Below are 17,503 nucleotides of genomic sequence, written 5' to 3'. Positions count from 1 at the left end.
TCCGCATGCAGAAGCAGGGAGCATTGAAGCGGCAAAAGGAACGCGCACGGCAAGAGAAGCAGCGCGAGAAAGACGCGAACCGCCTCGCGCGCCGCAAGGAAAAGGGCCCCGGCAGCAGCGGCGCACCGGGAGAGGATCCGGACATCGCGGGGATCGTCCCGGGGCCTCAGCCTCCGGTCGTGGAGTGAAACGCGCCGTGCCGAGCGGGGGCGCCGAGGGCGCTCCGCCCGAGCCGGCGACCGATCGGGACAGCGCTGCGCCGCCGACCGATCGGCAGCGGTTCATCGAGCAGAGCGCGACCGCCGTGGGCCAGGCGTGGGCCAAGCGGTGGCGTCAAGACCTTCATCGCGAGGGCCGCCCCACCGCCGGCGGATGGCCCGGCACGCTGCGCGAAGCGCGGACGCAGGTAGAGAGCTCCCTCCCGGGCGAGCTGCTGCGCCGCAAGATGCCCGCCATCACCGGCGTGGAGCGCGAGCTCGCCGCCCGGACCGCGAACGCGAGCGCGCGGGACGAGTGGCGCAGGCATCTCGAGCCCGAGACGCCGTAGAGACGCGACTCCCGCACACGACATGGGGTGGTGCGGTACTTACCGCAGGCGGCGCCGCAGCGGATCGAACCGCCACGGGCGCCAAAGTATTGAGATTTCTTGGCGTACTCGATGTGCGCGAGAGGTGCTGGAGCGCGGGCCTGACGCGGGCGGGGAGGGCAGGGCCATCCCGGTCGGGGCGGGGCGGTAACCGACGTGGGCCACCCGCCTCCGGGGCTTGCTCGAAGGGTCACCGGCAGGCGGGGAGATACCCCGGGGGTGGCTCGAAGGGTCACCGGCGCGCTCGGAGATGCCCCGGGGCTTCCCGGAACGGGTCGCCGACGTGCTGGCGCAGGCCGATCGGGCTCTTTCCGGAGGTCGTTGACCTGCTGGAGAGGCCGGGAGGCCTCCCGGAACGGGTGATCGGCCCGTCCGGCAGACCTCGAGGCCTCCGGCGCCGGCGCACCGATCGCCGCGCCGAGGCCGGTGGCGCTCGTGATGCTTCCGAAGACCTCCCTCGTCAATTGCGCTGGAAGGCGTCACGTACGAGCTGGGACCGCCAGGCAAGCGCGGTGTGAGCTGGGATTGGTCTGGCGACGAGGTCAGAGGGGGACGGCGTCGCCGTCAAGACGCTTCGATTCCCCCGAGTGAATGAAGCCCATTGTCCTCCGCGTTGTTCTCCATCTGCATGAACCCACTCCGCCGGCACCCCGTGAGTGGATCGCGTATCTGAATCACGGCATCGGCCGCGCTCGAAGAGCGCCGTGTAATCCCCCGGAACCAGTTCGATTACGACTGTTTCGGTGAATGGATCTTGTGGGCACGATTGAAAATGGAAATTTGTGAATAGGTGACTTCGGTGCTGAACGGGGACATGTCCTATTCCACGATGATCCTGATGCGTGTGCCATCGGGGATCCTTCGACACTGGTTCCCAATGCATGCTCCATGCAGCAGCAGGGGCCGCGCTGCGTCGACGACGCTTTCGGCCGTCCGCGCTGGAGGCGCAGCAGGCGAGCTGGATCGGAGGTGCATCGACCTCATCGCCCGCCATCGCCGTGGATGTGGCCTTTGCTTCGCTCGCTCCTGTGCTTGCGGTCGAGCCGCGCTCCTCGCGCGCGGCCCCGACGTCCGGTCGAGCTCGCTCCAACGTCCTTGGTAGGCTCGATCCGCTCGCGCCGTCCGAGGCGGCCTCAGGCGAGGACCGCCGTCCCCGGTCCTTACGCCTCGGGGGTCGCCCGGTACGTGGCCGTGGCGACGTACCGGAGGACCCTGGAGCAGAACGCGCTGCCACAGCTCCCCCGACACACGCATTCGCCCTCGAAGCGCGCCGCGCGCGAAGCGAGGGCGCTCAGCACCTCCTGCGTCACGTCGTAGCCGCCGTTGTCGCAGGAAGAGTACGAGCACGGCATCTCGAACAGCGCCGGCGCGTGCTCGACGACGACGCGACGGATGTACTGCGTGTCATTCTTGGCCGCGTCGGGCCGGGCCTCGCGGATCTCCAGGTTCAAGCTCATCAGATCCGGCACCTTGTGAAGGAGCTTGCCAGCTGCCTGCTCCCGCTTCCCGCGGAGCTGCATGCGCTCCTCCCGCTCGATATTCCTGCGGCGGTTCGCTGAGTACATCGATCACCTCTGTCGCGCAGGAATGCACCAAGCCCCTGCCGTTATTCAGTATAGCGCATGCCGCGGGGCGGCGCATGCACAATCTGGGCTCTCCAGGAACTCGGCGATCCCGGAGGAGAGGCCCGTAGGGAGGAGAGGCCCGTAGATAGAAGCGGCCCGGAGGAGAAGCGACGGAGGCCCCGCGAGGCGGTGATGGTGGACCGCCTGCGCCGGATCGACATCCGCTGCTCGCGACGCCCGGAGCGCCCCAGAGCGCGTGAGAAAATTCCAATGTCGAGCGGAATGTGTCGAACGCGGCGAGCGGGCATGAGCGTACGTACGCAACACGTGCTCGACAGCAGCGCGGATCTCCAGGAGATACGATGAGCGCCTCTGGCCGAATCTCCTGGAGAGCGCTTCCGTCGCCGCGAAAAGGCCTTACGTTGCCCTCGATATGCACCAAGCAGCCCTGCGCGACCCGCCGCGGTCGCCCTCAGAGGAGACTCCGCACCAGCACGAAGATCGGCTCGCGCGCGCCAGCGCTCTCGCGGGGTGCGCGCCTGTGCCCGCCCGCTGGGCCAACGTCCTCGCCGGGACCGCCGGCTGGACCGACCCCACCCTGGTGAAGAGCCAGCGATTCTATCCGAAGGGCGCGTCGAGCCCGGAGCAACGGCTCAAGTTCTACGCGTCCCAGTTCCCCGTGGTCGAGGTCAACTCGACCTATTACGCCCTCCCCCGCACGGCGATGGTGGCGCAGTGGGTCCAGCGGACGGCGCCCGACTTCGTGCTCAACATGAAGGCGTTCGCGCCGCTCACCCAGCACCCGGTGGAGCCCGCCCGCCTCCCCGCGGACGTCCAGCGCGCCCTGCCGCCGGCGCTCCTCGACAGGCGCCGTCTCTATCCCGGCGACCTGCCGGCCGAGACGAGAGACGTGCTCTGGGAGCGCTTCCGGCAAGCCGTCGAGCCGCTGCGGCAAGCGCGCAAGCTCGGGTACGTGCTGTTCCAGTTCCCGCCGTGGTTCACGGCGACGCGCGGCAACGTGAGGGTCATCGAGGACTGCCGCGGTCGCATGGAGGGGATCCCGCTCGCCGTCGAGCTCCGTCACGCGTCCTGGGGCGAGCCCGACCGCATCGAGCGCGTCGTGGACTTCCTGCGGGATCTCGAGGCCTTCTACGTCATCGTCGACGAGCCGCAGGGCAAGGAGAACAGCATGCCTCCCACCCCGCTCGTCGCCGATCCGCGCCTCGCCGTGGTGCGCTTTCACGGCCGCCGCGCGGAGACCTGGGGCGCCTCGGTCAGCGTGAACGAGAAGTTCAGGTACGTTTACGATCCCGCGGAGCTCGACCCCTGGGCCGAGACCGTCGCGCGGCTCTCCCAGCAGGCGGAGCGGGTCCACGCGATCTTCAACAACTGCGTGTCCGATTACGCCGTGCTCGGGGCCAAGGGGCTCATGGCCCTGCTCGCCCGAAGGGCCGAGTCGCTGGATCGCGCGCCGGCCCCGGAACAGGCAGCCTCGACCGTCCACTGAGCGCCGGCCGCCCTCGCGGCGTCCGCGGACACCCCCGCGTCCGGCGGCGCCGGGCGCCGGCGCTCGCGGCGTCGCCGCGGCCGCGGATCACGGTAGGCTCCGCCGCGATGATGCAGTCCAGAGCGGCGGGCGCGCCCCGCCTCGCAGCGCCCCCGCGCCGGTCGCGGCGCGCGGCCGCGCTCCTCACGGCGCTCGCGCTCGCCCGCTGCGGGGGCGCGCCGCCCCGACCCGCGCCGCAGGAGGGCCGCGCGCCCGCGCCGGCGCACCCCCCGCCGCCGGCGCCGGAGCCCCTGCGCGCCCGCTGGGTCGACGCGAGCGGCGCGACCGCGGTCGGCCCCCGGGTCGCCGGCGGCACCATGGCCCTGCTCGGCGGCCGGCGCGTCCTCGTCGGGAGCGACGGCGCAGCCCGGCCGGAGACCGCCCCCTGCCCCGAGCCCCTGATCGAGCTCGCGCTCGTGCCGTCCGCCGCCGGCCCGCGGCTCGTCGGGCGCGGGGTCCACGGCGTCTACCGGTTCGATGATCCGCTCGGCGCGCCCGCCGTCCTCGCCCGGTCCGAGACCGAGCTCCTTCGCATCGGCGGCGGGCCCGCCGTCGTGGCGGTGTGGGACGCCGCCTCGGATCTCCCGAGCTTCCTCGACATCGAGACCGGGCAGCCGCGCGCGCTGCCGGGCTTGCCCGCCCTGCCGCTCCGCGCCGTCGCGTTCCGGGACCTCCGGCAAGGCGCCGGGCTCTTCGAGGCGGCGGGGCTCGCGGTCACGGCCGACGGCGGCGCGTCGTGGCGCCCCGTCGCCCCGGCGCCGCCCGGCGACGGCCCGGGGACCGACCCCGCCGCCGCCCTGCTCCACCTCTCCGGCCTGCGCCTGCGCGGCGACGAGCTGCTCGCGGTGGCGCAGGGCGCGGCCGCGCCGCCCGGGCAGCGCGAGGCGCGGATCCTCGTCGCCGAGGCGCGGCTCGCGCCCGCCGGCGACGCGGCCGAGCCCGGCGCGGACGCCCCGCTGCTCCGCTGGATCCGCGCGACCGGGCGCCACCCGCTCGAGGCCGCGATCGCGAGCGGCGCGGCGTGGGGGAACGCCGCGATCGCGGCGAGCCACGGCCTCCTCGCCCGCGTGGACCTCGCCTCTGGGGCGCTGCACGAGCTCGCCGGCTTCGCCCGCGGCGACTGGTGGCTGAGCGCCTGCGGCGTCGGCCGCGCGGGGCGCTCGGTGTGGGTGGCCTGCGCGCTCGGGGAGGAGGGTGCGGACAGGCGCCACGATCCGTTCGGCGTGCTCCAGGTCACCGCCGGCGGCCCCCTCGGCCGCGAGCCCCCGGTCCTCCTGCGGAGCGGCGAGGCGGAGCTCCGGGTGTCGCCGAGCGGGGGCGCCATGCTGCTCGCGCCGTGCGACGCGGACGAGGAGGGCAGCGCGTGCGTGCGCCAGCCGAGCGGGGCGTGGATCACGGTCCGCCCGGGCACCGACATCCACTGGCGCGGCGCGGGCCCGCTCGCCGACGGCCGGATCGCGATCGTGCGCGGCCTCTGGGACAGCGACGTGGCGCCCCGCGAGGAGCCCGCGGCCGAGCCCGCGCCCCGCGGCGGACAGGGCCGCGAGGGCGCCGCGGCCGGCGCCCACGTCGCGGTGATCGACGCCCGCGGCCGGGAGGAGCCGCTGATCCCGCTCGGCTGGCTGCGCGACGGGGGCGGCGACGTCCAGGTGGTCAGCCCGATCGAGGAGGGGCGCGACGGCGCCCTGTCGTTCGTGGTGGCCGACGAGGCCGGCGCGCTCACCGCCGCGGTCGTGCCCCGCGGCGGCGAGGCGTCGCGGGCTCGCCTGGCCGGCGCCGCGCACGCCCTGATCCACGGCGGCCGCGGCGTCGCGGTCGGGGAGGGCAAGGTGCTCGCGTCGACCGACGCCGGCCGCTCGTGGGCGCCCGTCGAGGCCCCGCCCCGCGCCCTGGAGGCGACCGCCCAGCTCGGCGACCTGCTCGCGGAGCCCGGGGTGCTGGCCGTCAACGAGGTCGGCCTCAAGATCGACGCCTACCTCCGCGTCGGCTGGGGCCCGGCGCTGCCCGCGCCGGGGGCGCCCGCCGCCGGGCCGGCGCTCGACGTCGCGCCGCTCCTGCCGCACCGCCCGCCGCCGGCGCTCCCGGAGCGCGCGCTCGCCTGCACGACGCAGCCGGGGCCGCCGCCCGCGCCGCAGGGCGTGCCGCCGCCGAGCAGCGCGCAGGAGGCGCTCGCGCTGCTCGCGGGCGGCGCGACGCCCGGGCCCGCGGGGCAGCGGCGCGCCTCGTCGGTGAGCGACCGGCGCTGGGGCCCGCTCTCCACCGTCGCCGTGCTCGAGGCGACCGCGACCGACGGCGCGGCCAGGCGCGCCGGCCCGGGGCGGGGCGCCGCGGCGCCGCGCGTCTCGTGGACGCTGCGCTGGCTCGATCCCACCGAGCCAGGGGCCCGGGTTCGCTCGTGGACGGGCCCCGCGCCGGAGGGCGTCGGGTACGACGCGATCCTGACGCGGTTCGCGGCGTCCGGCGACCGGATCGTCTTCGGCGTGCGCGCCTCGGGCCGCGACCTGCTCGTCCGGGCGAGGCCCGGCCGCGGCCCCGAGGCCGTCGAGGCGCCGCAGGAGCTGATGCCCGAGGCGGAGGTCGCCTTCGGCGAGGCGCCGGACGGGCCGATCGCGTGGCTCCACGGCCCGTCGCTCATCGCGTGGCGATCCGGCGAGGCCCCGCGGCCGATCGCCTCGGTCGCGAGCCGCGGCGCGCGCGCGCTCGGGCAGCCGACGGCCGCCGGCGTGCCGCTGCTGCTCGGCTTCCGCGACCTGACCCTCGGGCGCACGGTGCCGATCCCGCCCGCGGAGAAGGCCGCGCCGGGGGCGCCCGCGCAGCGAGGCGCGCGTGGAGCGTCTCGGGAGACGGCCGCGCCGGGCGCACCTCCGGAGACGGCCGTGCCGGCGAAGGCCCCGCCGCTGCTGCCGCTCGACGGCTGGGAGATCGCCCCGAACGTCCGCGCCGAGCTCACGCGCCTTCCAGCGTGCCCCGCGCGCCCGCGCGGCGCGCGCTTCGTGCTGGACCGCGCGAGCGCCGCCGCGACCCTCGACGGCCGCGGCGCGACCGCGAGCACGGCTGTCTATGACGTTCGTGTGTCAGGGCGTGACGCCTGCGTGGCGAAGATCGCCGCGCTGATCGAGCCCTCTCGCCGGACCGAGGCCCCGCCGAGCGCCCGCCCCGGCGCGGGCGAGATCGCGTTCGTGCGCGCCGATCTCGCGGCCCAGCGCGCCGAAGGTGGCGAGCGCGGGATCGGCGAAGGCGCTGGCAGGCTCGGAGGAACGGCGCGCGGCGCCGTACGTGGAACCGTAACCGCACGTGGAACCGCGCGCCGCCTCGCGTGCTCCCTGCCCGTCCGGCCCTGAAACGCCGCTGCCGCGGGGAGCTTCGTGCTCGACGCCCCACCCCAGGCGCGGCTATATGTTCGCGCGCTATGTCCTCTTCGAAACACCCGCGCTCCTCGCACCGCCATCTCAGCGATGGAGTCGAAGACAAGCTCGTCCCGCTCGAGGCGCTCGACCCGCTGAAGATCGGGTCGTTCGACGATCTGCTCCGCGCGATGAGCCGGACCGCCTTCAGCGGCCGTGCGCTCGGCGAGGCGTGCGACGTGCTCGAGACGATGGTGCGTGACGACGACTGCCTCGTCGTGGCGACGTTCTCCGGCGCCATGACGGTGGCCAAGATGGGCGTCGTCATCGTCCGGATGATCGAGGCCGGGATGATCGACTGCATCATCAGCACCGGGGCGCTCATGGCGCACGGGCTGAGCGAGGCGGTCGGGCTGACCCACTACAAGGCGAACCCGGCCATCGCGGACGAGACGTACTTCGAGAAGGGGTACAACCGCGTCTACGACACGCTCGAGATGGAGAAGAACCTCAACGCCATCGAGGTCTTCGTCCGGAAGGAGCTCGACAAGCTGGACGACGGGTCGCCCTTGTCGAGCGAGATCGTCTGCCGCCAGCTCGGCAAGGCGCTGGCCGAGATGGGCGACTCGCCCGGCGTGCTCCGGAGCGCGTACCTCCGCAACGTCCCCGTCTACGTGCCGGCCTTCACCGACAGCGAGATGGGCCTCGACGTGGCGACGTGGATGCTGCGCAAGGTGAAGGCGCAGCACGGCGACAAGCCGGGCTTCGACGTGTGGCGCGAGGCGGTGCCGCCGCCGTACAACCCGTTCCTCGATCTCCTGAGCTACGCCCGCCTGGTCCGCACGAAGAAGCGCCTCGGCATCTTCACCATCGGCGGCGGCGTCCCGCGCAACTGGGCCCAGCAGGTCGCGCCGTTCTACGACATCGTGGGCGATCGCCTCGACATCGAGGTGGATCACCCGCGGTTCCAGTACGGCGTCCGCATCTGCCCCGAGCCGGTGCACTGGGGCGGCCTCTCCGGCTGCACCTACTCCGAGGGCGTGAGCTGGGGGAAGTTCACCCCGTCGCAGGAGGGCGGCCGGTTCGCCGAGGTGTACGCGGACGCCACGGTCGCCTGGCCGCTCCTCGTGCGCGCCCTCCTCGAGCGGCTCGGCAAGATGCCGAAATAACGGAGCAAGCCACCATGCGCGCCGCCATGCCCCGCCCGCCGCGCCTCCTCGAGGCGCTCCTCTCCCTGGCCGCCGCCGGCGGCGCGCTCCTCGTCGCCGGCTGCCCCTCGCAGGAGGAGCGCGTCTGCGATCTCATGTGCGACTGCAGCGGCTGCAGCGAGGCGCGGTACCGCGAGTGCATCGACAAGACGGACGCCGCGAGGCAGGCCGCGGTGCAGGCGAGCTGCCCCGCCTTCCTCGACGAGTACCTGGCCTGCGTCGACGAGGAGGCCGAGTGCAAGAACGACGTGCTCTCCTACGACGGCTGCGACGACCAGGAGAGGAACCTCCGCCAGTGCGGCATCTCCGTCTTCCGCACCGTCTGCGAGCGGGCCAACGAGCACCTCATGGGGTGCGGGCAGGGAGCCCCCTTCGGGAGCGGCCCCGAGGCGTGCCCCGAGCCGGTCGCGTGCAACGCCGAGTGCATCGTCAGCGTGTCCTGCGACGGGCTGAACGGGATCAATTTCGAGGAAGCCCAGCGCTTCAACGACTGCAACAGCAGCTGCTTCCTGAAGCCTTGAGCGCCGGGCCCCTCAGGGGCCTGCGATGAAGCTGTCCTGGTAGCCCGGGTCCTCCACCTCGAGCGCGGCCGGGGTGGCCGCGAGCGGGCGGAGCGTGTCGAGCATGACCGCGAGCTCGCTCGTCGCGCGGCTCCCGAGGCTCGCCTCGTACGCGCCGGGGTGCGGCCCGTGCGGGAGGCCGGCCGGGTGGTGCGAGATGCTGCCGGGGCCGACGCCGCGGCGCGAGGTGAAGTTGCCGCGGCAGTAGAACAGGATCTCGTCGCAGTCGACGGACGAGTGCGGGTAGGGGCAGGGGATCGCCTCCGGGTGGAAGTCGACCGGGCGCGGCACGAAGCTGCAGACGAGGGCGCCCCGCGCCGCGAACGTCCCGTGCCAGTCCGGCGGCAGGTGCACGAGCCCGACGCGCGCCTGGAAGCGCTCGATCGGGAACGCGAACGGGTACACCGTCCCGTCCCAGCCGACGACGTCGAGCGGCGAGCGCTCGCAGGCGAAGCCGTGGAACGCGCCGCCGCGCTTCACGACGAGCGCGCGGATGCCCTCGTCGAGCGGGCCGACGAACGTGGGCCGCCGGAAATCGCGGTGGGAGTAGGGCGCGTCCATCCGCAGCTGGCCGACCTCGTTGCGCCACTGCCGCGGGAGGTGGACGTCCGCGGCCTGGATCGAGAGCCAGCGCTGGGGCGCGGCGTCCGGGAGGAAGCGGTGGAAGAGCCCCTTCGGGACGACGACGTAGTCGTCCTGCTCGAAGCGGAGGTCGCCGAGCATCGTGCGCAGGACGCCGCCGCCTTGGGCGATGAAGAGCAGCTCGTCGGCGTCCGCGTTCGCGAAGTACACCGGATCGGCCGTGTCCGGCTGGGCGAGCCCGATCACCACGTCGTCGTTGAAGAGCAGCGGCACGCGGCAGTCGACCGCGGGCCCGCCCCGCCGCGGCAGCTCCTGCGAGCGGTAGTGCCGCTTCGCGAGCGGGCGCGGCGGCGCGGCGACCGGCAGCGCGAAGCCGTGCTCGGCCCGCGCGAGCCGGTGCTCGTGCGGCCGGCGCTCGTGGTAGGCGATCGTGTAGGGGCCGTCGAAGCCCGCCCGCGTCAGGCACTCCTCGTAGCGGAGCTCCCCCGCCTCGCTCCGGAGGGCGACGTGGTGCTTCGGGGGGACGCTCCCGGCGACGACGCGATCGAGCATCAGCCGCGCCCCTCGACCTTCTGCTGCCGCTCGATGCTCTCGAACAGCGCCCGGAAATTGCCGGCGCCGAAGCCGCGGTCCCCCTTGCGCTGGATGAGCTCGAAGAAGAACGGGCCGGCCTCCGGATCGCGGTGCGTGCCGGCCGACTCCTTGAGGAAGATCTGGAGCAGGTACGACCGCGCGCCGTCGCCGTCGACCAGCACCTCGAGCTCGCGCAGCGTCGCCACGTCCTCGTCGAGCTGCCCGACGCCGAGCCGCTGCAGGCGCTCGGGCAGGAGGTCGTAGTAGGCGGCCGGGGTCGGCATGAACTCCACGCCGCGCGCGCGCATCGCCCGCACGGCGGAGAGGATGTCGTCCACGGCGAGCGCCACGTGCTGCACCCCGTCGCCGCGGTGCTCCTCGTTGAAGACGTTGATCTGCGAGCTCTTGAAGTGCGGCCGGTAGGGCTCGTTGTTGGCGAACTTCACGCCCGAGCCCGGGTCCCACATCACGGCCGAGCGCAGGCCCGAGCCGTGGCCCGCGTCCTTCGCGACGTCGTTCGTGTGGAACGCGATCTTCCAGAACGGCTCGAGCCCGAGCACGTGCTCCATCCAGAGCAGGGCCGGCGCCATCGTCTGGAAGTTCGAGGTGATGTGATCGAACCGGGCGATCCCGAACCGGTTCTCGCCGCCGCGGGGCGCGTCGTAGGCCGCGCAGCCGGGGAACAGCGCGGGGTAGTCGTGCCGCTCGACGAAGCGGAAGGTGGTGTCCCCGAACGGCGTCGTGATCGAGAACGAGGCGAAGGTGCCGCCGCCCTCGGTCACCCGGTGGATCTCGTCGATCGGCGTGCCCCCGCGGCCGTCGAGCAGCCGGAAGGCGCGGTCCACGTCCTCCACCTCGAAGACGATCGTGCCCACCCCGTCGGGGTGCTTGCGCAGGTAGCGCCACGCCCGCCCGCCCTCGCCGATCGGCTGCGAGCAGACGATGGCGCACTCGCCGGCCTGGAAGACGGCCGACCGCTGCGCCGCCGCCGCGCTCAGCTCCGGCGAGCTCGCGGCGGTCTCCTGGAAGTCGAGCTTCTCCGTGTAGAACCTGCGGCTCCGCTCCAGGTCGCGCACGTAGTAGTGCAGGGCCTCCACCCGCTTGATGCCGATCGACTCCACCTTGGCCATCCGGGTCCTCCGTCGCGAGGGGTAAACGCAGGGGGCGAGCTACGCGCCCGCGGCGACCGCGTCGACCTGGCGGTCGGCGTGGGCCGCCTGGAAGGCGGGCAGCGCCATGCACGCCGCCTCGATCCGCGTGAGGGTCGAGAGCGGCGCGAGGTCGACGTCGTAGCGTCGCGCATTGTAAAGCTGGGGCACGAGGAAGACGTCCGCCACGGTGACCTGATCGCCGACGCAGAAGCGCCCGCAGAGCTCGCTCGCCGCCGCCTGGAACGCCGCGAGGCCCGACGCGATGTAGCGCCGCGCGAACGCCCGCTCGTCGCCGCCGAGCTCGTCCCGCACGCACTTCAGGGTGGCGGTGTTCTGCATCGGCTGCGTGCCGGAGTTGATCATCTCGGCGAGCTGCCGCGCCTTGGCGCGCAGGTACGGATCCGCGGGCAGGAGCGGCGGCGCGGGGAACAGCTCCTCGAGCAGCTCGACGATCGCCACCGACTGCGACACGCGCCGGACGGCGCCGCCCTGCTCGAACTCGAGCAGCGGCACCTGCGCCATCGGGTTCTTGGCCCGATAATCGTCGCGGAGCTGCTCGCCGCCGTCCCGGACGAGGTTCACCGGCCGGTACGCGTGCTCGATGCCCTTGTAGGCGAGGGCGATGCGCGCGCGCCAGCTGCACGAGCTGCGCCAGTAGCCGTAGAGCGTGAGCCCCGTGAGCGCGGCGCTCATCCGGCCACCACCCGCTGCGCGATGCGCCCGAACAGGCTCTCTCCCGAGCGATTCAGCATCTCGATCATGATCGTGTCTCCTGGCTTCATGAAAGGCGTCCTCGCCGCCCCGTGCGCGAGGACCTCGAGCATGCGCTTCTCGGCCAGGCACGAGACGCCGCGCGCCGGGTCCCGGTTCGAGACGGTGCCGCTGCCGAGGAGGGTCCCGGCCGTGAAGCTGCGGGTCCTGGCGATGTGCTCGATGAGGTCGAAGAACGAGAAGTGCATCTCCGGGCCGGCCTCGGGGTCGCCGACGAGCGCGCCGTTGTACGTGGAGCGGAGCCGCAGGTGGACGCGCCCGTCGCGGAGCGCGTCGCCGAGCTCGTCCGGCGTGATCGCGAACGGCGAGAACGCCGTCGCCGGCTTGGAGCAGAAGAACCCGAAGCCCTTGGCGAGCTCGGCGGGCACGAGGTTGCGCAGCGTCACGTCGTTGGCCAGGAGGAACAGGCGGATGTGCCGGTGGGCCTCGTCGCGGCGCGCGCCCTGCGGGGTGTCGCCGAGGACGGCGCAGACCTCGGCCTCGAAATCGAGGCCCCAGGCCTGGTCGCGCAGGACGATATCGTCGGTCGGCCCGAGGAGCACGCCGGAGCCGCCCTGGTACACGAGCGGATCGGTCGTGAGCGTCTCGGGGGGCTCGGCGCCGCGCGCCCTGCGCACGAGCTCGATGTGGTGGATGTACGCCGACCCGTCGATCCACTCGTACGCGCGGGGCAGCGGCGCGGCGAGCTCTTCCACGGCGAGCGGGGCCACGGCCGCGCCGCCGCGCTCGATGTCGTCGGCGATGCGGCGCAGCGCCGGCTCGGCGCGCTCCCAGTCGTCGAGCGCGGCCTGGAGCGTGGGAAAGGCGGCGCCGGCCGGCGCGTAGGCGAGGCCGTCGCGGCGGACGACGATGAGCGTGCCGTCGCGGCCGGGGCCGCGGAGAGAGGCGAGCTTCATGCGGGTGCGAGCTCCTCGTGCGGTACGGTGCTCTCATCGTCTCCGCTTGACAAGCACGAGGCCGCTCGCGCCTGCTAGTGCGGTGCTCCCTTGCGTCGCGCGCAGCGAGCGAACGGGTGACCGGCTGAACGGATCTGCATGAATACCGGACTCGATGTTTTCTCGACGCTCCACCACCTGGTGCAGCGCGCCATGGCCAGCCTCCCCGGCGCGCAGCGCGGCGGCCTGCTGGTGCGCGCGGGACGGCGGCTCGTGTACACGGCGACCGTGGGGCTCGACGGCATCCTGCCAGGCAAGCTGCGCATGCCGTCGGACGGCGGGCTGCTGAGCGCGTCGGCGCCGTTCGGTCCGGCCGCGGCGCCCGAGGCGGCGCGCGGCCCGTGCCTCGTCCCCGCGGCCGCGTGGTACCGGGCGCACCTGCCCGAGGTCGCGGCGCGGCCCGGCTGGCCGCCCGAGGGCGCGTACGTGCAGGTCGTGCCGGTGCCCCTGTTCGGAGGGCCGGGCGCCTACCTCGCGCTGGAGCAGGCGGACGGCGCGCCGCTCTCGGGCCCGTACCGCGCGCTCGTGGAGTCGGTCGCGGAGAGCGCGGGCGCCGCGCTCGAGCGGCGCGGCCTGTTCGAGGAGAAGGCGCAGGTCGCCCAGGAGCTGCGCCTGCTCGAGGAGGTGCTGAGCTCCGTCGCCGAGTCGGTCGATCTCGTGGAGCTCATCGAGACGCTCGCGGACGGGATCCGGAGCGTGCAGACGGGCCCGCGCTGGGGCACGATCGACCTCGCCATCCTGGAGGACGCGGGGCGCGAGCCCGCGGCGGACGCGCGGCGCACGCTGCGCCTCTACAGGGCCCCCCGCCGGCCGATGACGGCGTACTGGAACAACGTGCGCGACGGCGCGCTGGCCGCGGGGCGGGATCTGCGGGTCGCGGTGGCGTTCACGAGCGGGGTGGGCGCCGACCCCGCGTCGCAGGAGGCGCTGTTCGAGGAAGGGCTCCGCCGGGGCGTGATGGGCATCGCCGTCGCGCCGATCGATCCGGTCGCGCTCGAGCCGCTCATCCGCCGCGCGGTCGCGGCGGGCGTCGCGGTGGTCGCGATCGACTCGCCGACCGTGCAGGGCAGCGCGGCCCCGGTCTACATCGGGACCGACAACCGGGCCGCCGGCAGGCTCGCCGGCGAGGTGATGCTGCGGCTCCTGCCGCAGGGGGGCCTGGTCGTGACCCAGGCGGCCTCCTTCGCCGTGTCCAACGCGGGCGAGCGCCTCGAGGGCTTCCGCGAGGCGATCGCCGGCTCGGCGCTCCGCGTCGGCGCGCCCCTCGAGAACCACTTCGACCCCGCGCGCGGGATCGAGCTCGCCACCTCCGCGCTGCGCGCCGACCCCGAGATCGCCGGCGCGTTCGGGGTGTGCAGCGAGAACGGCCCGAGCTTCGGCGCGGCCTCGGTGACGCTCGGCCGGTCCGGGGATCTCAAGCTCGTCGCCTTCGATCTCATCACGCCCACGGTCGCCATGCTCCAGGACGGCGTGGTCCACGCCGCGATCGTGCAGCGCGAGTACGACATGGGGTACCGCTCGGTGCAGGTGCTCTACGACATGGCCACGCGCGGCGTCGAGGCGGCGCTCGAGGCCCTGCCGGCGTCGCGCTTCATCGACACGGGCGTCGACGTCGTGACGGTCGAGCGCACGCCGTTCTCGGTGGCGCTCTCGGATCACCTCGCCATGAGCTCCGCCCGCCGGATCACGAACCGCCGGCTGGGCGCGTCGGGCCGCGGGCGGCCGCTCGAGTTCCTGGTGATCGGCATGGCCGAGCGCGAGAGCCTCGTCGACGACGAGCGCGCGCCGGTCGAGGAGGACTCCTTCGTGGGCCGGGTGATGAGCTCGTGCAGCTCGCTCGTCATCGACACCGCGTCGAGCGAGCACCAGCACTTCAGCGACGTCGCCGAGGCCCGCTGGAACGGCGCGCGCACGCTGGTCGGCGTGCCGCTGGTCTCCCGGGACGCGGTCCTCGGGGTCCTCGTCCTGAGCAGCCCGCGGCCCGACGCGTGCTCGGCGAACGACCTGGCGCTGATCGAGCGCGTGGCCGCCGTGGCGGCCGTCGTGCTCGAGAACGCGCGGCTGCTCTCGCGGATCAAGGAGCGGACGCGGGAGCTCGAGTCGCTGAGCCGACGCCAGGAGGCGCTCCTCGACACGATCGCCGCGATGTCGAGCCCTGCCGTGCCGATCGCGCCCGGCGTCCTCGTCATGCCGATCGTCGGCACGCTGGACGCGCAGCGCTCCGGCCGCTTCATCGAGGCGATGCTGCAGGAGATCTCCGAGCACAAGGCGCGCGCCGTGATCATCGACGTGACCGGCATGGCGGTCGTCGACGCGAGCGCGGCGAGCCACATCGCGCAGGCGGCGCGCGCCGCCGCGATGCTCGGGTCCGAGGTCGTGCTCGTCGGGATCGCGCCGGAGGCGGCGCGGCTCATGGTGGAGCAGGGGCTCGACCTCGGGGGCATCGTCACCCGCTCCACGCTGGAGCTCGGGTTCTCGTACGCGCTGGGCAAGACCGGCGGGCGGGTCGTCTACCGGCGCTCCTGAGCCGCGGCGCCCGCCGCTCGGGCCGCGCGGCCCCGCGCGGTCAGCGGTCCCGGCGGAGCTCGACGGCGGCCGCGACCAGCGCGGCGATCTTGGGGACGTCCACGTCCCTGGCCGAGCGGATGTGGACGTTCCTGGCCTGCTTGGCGTCGCCGGTGAGCAGGCCGCTCGGATCGGGCAGCTCGGCGCCGTGCTCGAAGCCGAGGTTCACGCCGAAGCGCTGCGGGGCGAGCCAGCAGATCTGGCGCTTGTGCGCGTCGCCCATGCGGAAGCTGATGATCCGCCAGCCTGGATAGACGTGCTCGTGCACGTCGGGGATGATGCGGAGGAGCAGCTTGCGCACGCGCAGGGTCAGCTGCTGCGCTGCGGGAGGGTACTCGCTCAGCAGAGCGGCCACGGCCGGATCGTCCGACACAATCGATTACGCTAGGTCGACGTTCACGGAGACGCAACCGGCTGCGCAGGGCGACGCCACGTTTCGGCTCGGGCGCTCGGGCGCTCGGGCGCTCGGTCGCGCTCGGTCGCGCTCGGTCGCGTTCGGCCCGGCGGCGGCGGGCGCGTGACCCGGGTCACGTGGTTACGTGGTCACGTGATCATGTGGTCGCGCGGGTTACTCGGTTTACTCGGTTGCCGGCAACCCCCTCGGTCGTTCGTCCTTGGCGATCCAGACGGTCTTGATGTTCACGAACTCGCGCAGGCCGTACGACGAGAGCTCGCGGCCGTGGCCGGACATCTTGACCCCGCCGAACGGCAGCCGCGGGTCGGACACGACCATCCCGTTGATGAACACCTGGCCGGCCTCGAGCTCGTCGATGAGGCGCTCGCGCTCCTGGGGGTCGCGGGTCCACGCGCTCGCCCCGAGGCCGAACCGGGTGGAGTTCGCCATGTGGATCGCCTCGTCGAGGTCGGCGACGCGGAAGACGGCGGCGACCGGGCCGAAGAGCTCGTCGTCGGCCGCGGGGGAGGGGCTCCGGACGTCGGTGAGCACGGTCGGCGGGAAGTAGTTGCCCGGCCCCTTCAGCCGCTTGCCGCCGGTGAGCAGGAGCGCGCCCGCGGCCACCGAGGCCCGCACCTGCTCCTCGAGCTCCGCGGCGATCTGCGCCGTGGCGAGCGGCCCGACGTCGACCGACGGGTCCATCGGATCGCCCACCCGGAGGCGCCGCATGGCCGCGACGAAGCGCTGCTCGAACTCCGGCACGACCGACTCGTGCACGATGAAGCGCTTCGCCGCGATGCAGGACTGCCCGTTGTTGATGATGCGCGCCTTGATCGCGGTCCCGACGGCGGCGTTGAGGTCGGCGCTCGGCAGGACGATGAACGGATCGCTGCCGCCGAGCTCCAGCACCACCTTCTTGAGGTGCTTGCCCGCGTGGGCGCCGACGCTGCGCCCCGCGTTCTCGCTGCCGGTGAGCGTCGCGGCCGCGATGCGCGGGTCGGCGAGCAGGCGCGGCACCACGTCGGTCCCGGTGAGCAGCGCCTGGAAGGCGCCCTCCGGGAAGCCGGCCCGGCGGAGGATGTCCTCGATGGCGAGCGCGCAGCGGGGGACGTTCGACGCGTGCTTGAGGAGGCCGACGTTGCCGGCGACGAGCGCCGGCGCCGCGAACCGGAAGACCTGCCAGAACGGGAAGTTCCACGGCATGATGGCGAGCACCGGGCCGAGCGGGTGGAACGCCACGTAGCTCTTGCCGGCGTCGGTGGCGACCTCCTCGGGGGCGAGCAGGCGCTCGGCGTTGTCGGCGTAGTAGCGGCACACGGTCGCGCACTTCTGGGCCTCGGCGATGGCGGAGCCGATGGTCTTGCCCATCTCGAGCGTCATGAGCCGCCCGAGCTGCTCCTTCTCGGCCTCCAGGATCTCGGCCGCCCGGCGGAGCTTCTGGGCGCGCTCGGCGACCGGGGTCCGCCGGAAGCTGCGGAACGTGGCGTGCGCGCGCGCCACCTTCTGCTCCAGCGCCGCCGACGAGAGGGGCTCGAAGGTCTCGAGCGTCTCTCCCGTCGCTGGATTGATCGTCGCGATCGCGGTGTTCACGGATGTGCCTCCTCTTCGAGCTTCGAGCGCCGGGGGGCCGCGCCCGTCTCCTGCCGGCCAAGAGCGCGCCGAGCGATCCCGGCAGGCGAGCTTGAGCCAGACCTGCCTCTTCGTGCAATGGTCAGCGAGGACG

At 73.6% G+C, this 17,503-nt stretch carries 14 protein-coding genes; 7 read left to right on the top strand and 7 right to left on the bottom strand.

All coding sequences use genetic code 11. The features are described 5' to 3' along the window. Nucleotides 1-5 precede the first annotated feature (5 nt). Together NQZ70_RS53540 and NQZ70_RS36825 are read left to right on the top strand one after the other, a co-directional pair. On the top strand, nt 6-188 hold the full coding sequence (locus tag NQZ70_RS53540; protein ID WP_129578408.1) for a hypothetical protein: 183 nt from the start codon (nt 6-8) through the stop codon (nt 186-188). Between the two features lie 8 nt (nt 189-196). Continuing rightward, nucleotides 197-547: a hypothetical protein gene (locus NQZ70_RS36825; RefSeq protein WP_165374351.1), complete on the top strand. Its 351-nt coding sequence runs from the start codon at nt 197-199 to the stop codon at nt 545-547. A 1,199-nt stretch (nt 548-1,746) separates the two neighbouring features. Here the strand turns inward: NQZ70_RS36825 and NQZ70_RS36820 are convergent. Continuing rightward, the gene (locus NQZ70_RS36820) at nt 1,747-2,151 is read right to left on the bottom strand and encodes a hypothetical protein (RefSeq protein WP_237244371.1); all 405 of its coding nucleotides are present in this window, start codon (nt 2,149-2,151) and stop codon (nt 1,747-1,749) included. A 541-nt stretch (nt 2,152-2,692) separates the two neighbouring features. Between NQZ70_RS36820 and NQZ70_RS36815 the strand changes: the two genes are divergently transcribed. From NQZ70_RS36815 to NQZ70_RS36800, 4 genes are all read left to right on the top strand, one after another. Further along, nucleotides 2,693-3,658: a DUF72 domain-containing protein gene (locus NQZ70_RS36815; RefSeq protein WP_237244370.1), complete on the top strand. Its 966-nt coding sequence runs from the start codon at nt 2,693-2,695 to the stop codon at nt 3,656-3,658. A 107-nt stretch (nt 3,659-3,765) separates the two neighbouring features. After that, on the top strand, nt 3,766-7,038 hold the full coding sequence (locus NQZ70_RS36810) for a hypothetical protein (protein WP_129578405.1): 3,273 nt from the start codon (nt 3,766-3,768) through the stop codon (nt 7,036-7,038). A 68-nt stretch (nt 7,039-7,106) separates the two neighbouring features. Beyond that, the gene (locus NQZ70_RS36805) at nt 7,107-8,210 is read left to right on the top strand and encodes a deoxyhypusine synthase family protein (protein WP_129578404.1); all 1,104 of its coding nucleotides are present in this window, start codon (nt 7,107-7,109) and stop codon (nt 8,208-8,210) included. Nucleotides 8,211-8,224: 14 nt separating this feature from the next. Next, nucleotides 8,225-8,770, top strand: coding sequence for a hypothetical protein (locus tag NQZ70_RS36800; protein ID WP_129578403.1), 546 nt, complete (start codon nt 8,225-8,227; stop codon nt 8,768-8,770). A 12-nt stretch (nt 8,771-8,782) separates the two neighbouring features. Here NQZ70_RS36800 and NQZ70_RS36795 read toward each other — a convergent pair whose 3' ends face one another. Genes NQZ70_RS36795 through NQZ70_RS36780 form a run of 4 tightly spaced genes read right to left on the bottom strand, consistent with a single transcriptional unit; the run spans nt 8,783 to nt 12,782 of the window. Continuing rightward, a complete protein-coding gene (locus NQZ70_RS36795) occupies nt 8,783-9,943 on the bottom strand; it encodes a homogentisate 1,2-dioxygenase (protein WP_129578402.1) in 1,161 nt (386 codons plus the stop codon). Then, nucleotides 9,943-11,094, bottom strand: coding sequence for a 4-hydroxyphenylpyruvate dioxygenase family protein (locus NQZ70_RS36790; RefSeq protein ID WP_129578401.1), 1,152 nt, complete (start codon nt 11,092-11,094; stop codon nt 9,943-9,945). The genes NQZ70_RS36795 and NQZ70_RS36790 overlap by 1 nt, the downstream gene beginning before the upstream one ends. A gap of 39 nt (nt 11,095-11,133) precedes the next feature. Next, nucleotides 11,134-11,808, bottom strand: a complete 675-nt coding sequence (gene maiA / locus NQZ70_RS36785) for a maleylacetoacetate isomerase (RefSeq protein WP_129578400.1) — start codon at nt 11,806-11,808, stop codon at nt 11,134-11,136. Next, nucleotides 11,805-12,782, bottom strand: coding sequence for a fumarylacetoacetate hydrolase family protein (locus NQZ70_RS36780; RefSeq protein ID WP_129575679.1), 978 nt, complete (start codon nt 12,780-12,782; stop codon nt 11,805-11,807). Before NQZ70_RS36780 ends, maiA begins: the two co-directional genes overlap by 4 nt. Before the next feature lie 138 nt (nt 12,783-12,920). Between NQZ70_RS36780 and NQZ70_RS36775 the strand changes: the two genes are divergently transcribed. After that, nucleotides 12,921-15,347, top strand: coding sequence for a substrate-binding domain-containing protein (locus tag NQZ70_RS36775; RefSeq protein ID WP_129578399.1), 2,427 nt, complete (start codon nt 12,921-12,923; stop codon nt 15,345-15,347). A gap of 40 nt (nt 15,348-15,387) precedes the next feature. Here the strand turns inward: NQZ70_RS36775 and NQZ70_RS36770 are convergent, their stop codons facing one another. Beyond that, nucleotides 15,388-15,741, bottom strand: coding sequence for a DUF1801 domain-containing protein (locus NQZ70_RS36770; RefSeq protein ID WP_237244369.1), 354 nt, complete (start codon nt 15,739-15,741; stop codon nt 15,388-15,390). Nucleotides 15,742-15,963: 222 nt separating this feature from the next. Then, nucleotides 15,964-17,370, bottom strand: coding sequence for an NAD-dependent succinate-semialdehyde dehydrogenase (locus NQZ70_RS36765; protein ID WP_129578397.1), 1,407 nt, complete (start codon nt 17,368-17,370; stop codon nt 15,964-15,966). Nucleotides 17,371-17,503: the final 133 nt, after the last annotated feature.

Source organism: Sorangium sp. So ce836, from assembly GCF_028553905.1.
Taxonomy (GTDB): Bacteria; Myxococcota_A; Polyangia; order Polyangiales; family Polyangiaceae; genus Sorangium; species Sorangium cellulosum_D.
Note: the sequence above shows the minus strand (reverse complement) of the source record. Positions and strands in the feature narration are given on the sequence as shown.